The following is a 3,869-nucleotide window of genomic DNA, read 5'->3' as shown; positions in this document are numbered from 1 at the left end:
GAGAAGTTTGAGCAAGATTTCGAATCTATGAAGCCGTTCTTGACCCACAACGTGCTTGGCGAGATCGAGCAGGACATGGGCAGTAATCAGCCTTGGGGGCCGTGGCGCCGCGTGGGCCTCGCCTTTCTTACTCGTTCGGGTGAGCAGCTCATAGAGTCGGTTGAGAGTGATCGAGACAGTGCCGTTGCAATAGCGGCAGCAGTCAATGGCACCAAGGACTACGCTGAGCGTTTACGGGAACTGGCTAAACTGATGGATACAGCGAGCACTCGGTTGCGAATGGCGCTCTGCTGGCGGGATGACATGGAAGAAATCTTTCAGGACGCGGAAGCCGAATGAATGCTAAATAGCCAACCATCGTTGACGTTTCCAAAGCCCCGCCTAGTGCGGGGCTTTTTGTGGCAGACTTGGTGACTGCCAGAAGCCAAGGCGACGTTAGTGCAAAAAGAAATCTCTCCAAGAAGTTCGAAGCGCCCTAAACAACCAATGGAAGGTTCTCTCTGATGCTGATCCTTTCACACGCAACAGACGAAACTTGTACGCGATCTCTGCTGTATTCCTGCTTGTTATCCTTGGGGGTGGGCACATTAACGAGGAGGCGAGCCTCTTTGGCGGTTCGATCGGTCTCAATCGCCGGCTTGAAAGTAATAGCTCCTGCACAGAAAGACCCCGATCATCGGCGGCAACGCCATCAGGACGTGCTGGATCTCAGCAGCCCTGTTTGGCGCTGCGAGTTCCGCCATAAACGGGACGCCGACCCAAAACGGTGCGTAGAATCCGAACAGCAGGATCAACATCGACCACCAGACCGCGGGCCGGCGTAGTGGCTTGGGCACGTAGAGGAGAAGCAATACGACGGCCATCGCAGCGACGTCGCCGAACACCTCCCGGAAATAGTGGTGCCAACTATGCGTCACGGCCAGCCGGCTGTCCGCGGTCAACACGAATAGCTCGTCGCCGATATGGGCCCAGGTGTACCCGACGCTACCCAGGCCGATCAGGAACCCGATAACCGTCAGTGCACGAGCGGCATTCAGTCGATTCAACTTGGCTGGCATCCTTCTCTCCCAGTCAACGAGTTAGTGGCTTTGCGGCAACCGGACGGTTAAGTATTATCTCATGAACTCCCTCTAACCCACTAATTGCAACATCGATCTGATGATGTGGCCAGTTGATCCCGTACGGCCATCACGATACCTGAGAACACGAGCGCCGCGCCGACGAGGTGAAAGGTATACAAGCTCTCGCCGAGGAACAGCATCGCGAATGCGGCACCGAACACCGGAATCAGATTAAGGAATAGCGCGGCCTGCATTGCGCCCACGGAACGTATCACGAGATTCCATAGATAAACGGCCAACAAGGTCGCGGCGACGCTCAGATAAACAATAGCTGCCACGCCATTTCTGCTTGGAACGAATTCCCGGACGAATACCGTTTCCACAATATAGAACGGCAACACCGTGATCAGCCCCGTGCAGGCGATAAAAAACAGCAACAGGTTGCCGCTGGGGTGCTCGGGCTGTCGATGCAGTTCTACCGCAGAAAATGCCCAACCGAGGACGGCGATCAGCATCACGAGATCGCCGCTGCTAACGTCCAGGTCAAGCAGAACCTGTAGGCGGCCTTGGGAGATCATGAGCAGAATTCCAATGAACGCCGCGAGAACGCCAAGACCGCTTCGTAGCGTCAACCGCTCTCGCATGACGAGAAATACGACGAGTGCCGTCACGATAGGCTGGCGGCCGTTAATCAAGCTGGCATTGATGGCAGTCGTGTAATTCACGGCAATCACCGAGAAGGTGGTCCCGACGACCATGAATCCGCAAAGCAGGGCAAGTCTGCGCCAGGATCGCCGAATAGTCGGCATCACGCCGGGTAGCTTCCGCCAGACGATCGGTAACAACACCAGCACCGCGATCACCCAGCGCCAGAAGTGCTACTACCGAAAGAGGAATTACCCTATCAGCTACAAGCTGCGTAAACTAACTTTGAAACTGGACCAGTTAATGCAGGCAGGCCAATGCTGTGGACTGGCTACGACATTTTCTGGGTATCGGTATAAATCGTAATCGCCGCAGCATTATCGTTACTGGCGGTGCTAATGCTGACGGAAACCTATACGACGTGTTTGCACGACACGGACTAGTATGGGCCTGTTAGTACCGTAGGTCCGCAAACCTCCCCATTCTCTGCTGCTGCTATGAGGTCAGGCTGCGCCTAACCTTTATCCGACCGGCCCTGTCCCCGACGCCAGGACGCAGTCTCTGCCGCGAAGAATATTGTCCGCGCGTGCGTAATAATGGCGGACCCTGAGCGAATACGCGTAAAACTTGGGATCATTCAGGTTGATTGTCACGGATAGTCGGTTCTGATCTTCGCTCAAGGTATATCGTTCGACGATCTGAGCGATTGGCCCTCCGAATGGCAGGGGCCGCTCGCCCGATTTCACCACCCCTTCCGACAAGCGGGTGGTCCTGATAACCAGCATATCTCCCACCCAGCGCCCTACTGACCAACCCAACGCGTTGGGCACGAATGTCTCAGGCGGTTCGCGCTCAAAATCCATAAACACATGCCGCGTCCTGCCGTACGCGACAATGTCGATAAAACTCCCTCGATCGATGAGCTCGAAGTCCACCGGTTGAACCGCCAACGTGCCTGCCATAGGACACAAGGTAGCGGGATCGTTTGCCTCGTTGCCGTACGCCTCCCGGGAGCTTGTTCCCTCGATAGTCAAATAGCTCTCAGCCACGGCGAAGGCCGGTTGCCGATCTATCGGATCGGAGCCTGCTTGACTTTCGTCTACCGCCCATTGGCCTTCGAGCTTCGCTAGCAGGGGATGAGGTTCCTGAGCGAGGAGGGAACTACCGATCAAGCCCACTGAGACGATCAGCGAGATACACACTGACCAGTTCAAGATCGTACGCTTCTTTTCCCAGTCCAATTTTCTTGCTCAGTACTCAGTACACGCTCGGAAGACAGTCTACGCCGTGCAGGGTCTTTTCCGTCCGCGCAAAGTCAAAATTAAACTCCATGGAGTGCGTGTAGTATTTCGGATCTTCGAGGTTGATCTGCAATGACAGACGGGTTCCATCGTCGCTCAGCGTATAGCGTTCAATCATTTCAGCGTCTGGCCCACCGAATGGTATCGGCTCGATGTTGTTTGATATGGAGCCTACCGTAAAGTCAGTGGTTCTGACCACCATCGTATTTCCGTCCCAAGATCCGTCGGACCAACCTAGCTTATTGGGCCAGAACCCCGCCGGCGGCTCGCGACCATCCATATAGACACGCCGTACCTGTTCGAACACGATGATGTAGATTGCGTCTGTCCTATCGAAGATCTCGAAGTCGCCCGCCGAAGCAACGAAAGCTGCCGGCGATAGCGACTGGCACAACGCCTCATCGTCGTGTTTCTCGAACCTGAACGCGCGCCGATAGTATTCCGTCTCGGCGGTCAGGTTGCTCTCTGCCTGCAGCTCGAATAGGGTCTCCGGCATCACCCTACGCCATCCCCGGCTGAGACGGCCATAAAGCAATACCGGGCTCCAAAGGCCTTCAAGCTTTGCTTGCAGAGGATGAGATTCCTGAGCGAGAACCAAGCTACCCTTAGGAGTAAGCACAACTACTAGCGCCAGACATAGACACCAACGCAGCGCTCTACGCTTCGATCCGATTGTGTTCCGTGGCATGGCTAGGCTTCTACCGGGTCGCTAGTCTCTTGCGACATCTCTAATCGGGACCAGTGGATTTAAGGTATTCCTCTACGTTTGCCCGGACTTCCCTGCCGTCCTCGAAGGTAAACTGAATCAGCGTCATGATGGGGCGGTCGGAGTGTGCGGGAAAGTCCAACGCGGTTACCCTCG

General features: G+C 55.4%; 6 protein-coding genes. 2 read left to right on the top strand and 4 right to left on the bottom strand.

What is annotated here, in order from left to right; translation table 11 throughout:
- On the top strand, positions 1-339 hold a 339-nt coding region (locus tag O6944_02540; protein ID MCZ6718017.1), incomplete at its 5' end, for a hypothetical protein.
- Between the two features lie 287 nt (positions 340-626).
- Here the strand turns inward: O6944_02540 and O6944_02535 are convergent.
- A complete protein-coding gene (locus O6944_02535; protein ID MCZ6718016.1) occupies positions 627-1,058 on the bottom strand; it encodes a hypothetical protein in 432 nt (143 codons plus the stop codon).
- A gap of 80 nt (positions 1,059-1,138) precedes the next feature.
- Entirely contained in the window at positions 1,139-1,909 is a 771-nt protein-coding gene (locus O6944_02530) for a DMT family transporter (GenBank protein ID MCZ6718015.1), read from the bottom strand.
- Here O6944_02530 and O6944_02525 point away from each other — a divergent pair.
- Positions 1,818-2,072, top strand: a complete 255-nt coding sequence (locus O6944_02525) for a hypothetical protein (GenBank protein ID MCZ6718014.1) — start codon at positions 1,818-1,820, stop codon at positions 2,070-2,072. The two genes, O6944_02530 and O6944_02525, sit on opposite strands and share 92 nt — an antisense overlap.
- Before the next feature lie 155 nt (positions 2,073-2,227).
- Here O6944_02525 and O6944_02520 read toward each other — a convergent pair whose 3' ends face one another.
- Together O6944_02520 and O6944_02515 are read right to left on the bottom strand one after the other, a co-directional pair.
- On the bottom strand, positions 2,228-2,947 hold the full coding sequence (locus O6944_02520; GenBank protein ID MCZ6718013.1) for a hypothetical protein: 720 nt from the start codon (positions 2,945-2,947) through the stop codon (positions 2,228-2,230).
- Positions 2,948-2,963: 16 nt separating this feature from the next.
- Positions 2,964-3,503: a hypothetical protein gene (locus O6944_02515; protein ID MCZ6718012.1), complete on the bottom strand. Its 540-nt coding sequence runs from the start codon at positions 3,501-3,503 to the stop codon at positions 2,964-2,966.
- Between the last annotated feature and the right edge of the window lie 366 nt (positions 3,504-3,869).

The sequence above is a fragment of the Gammaproteobacteria bacterium genome (genome assembly GCA_027296625.1).
GTDB lineage: Bacteria > Pseudomonadota > Gammaproteobacteria > JAKEHO01 > JAKEHO01 > JAKEHO01.
This window is presented reverse-complemented; position numbering and strand designations above follow the sequence as displayed.

What these genes read in the sequence shown, in the direction of transcription:
- O6944_02515 (MCZ6718012.1), bottom strand. Translation starts at nt 3,503, where the DNA reads ATGCCGGAGACCCTATTCGAGCTGCAGGCAGAGAGCAACCTGACCGCC.
- O6944_02535 (MCZ6718016.1), bottom strand. Translation starts at nt 1,058, where the DNA reads ATGCCAGCCAAGTTGAATCGACTGAATGCCGCTCGTGCACTGACGGTT.
- O6944_02525 (MCZ6718014.1), top strand. Translation starts at nt 1,818, where the DNA reads ATGAATCCGCAAAGCAGGGCAAGTCTGCGCCAGGATCGCCGAATAGTC.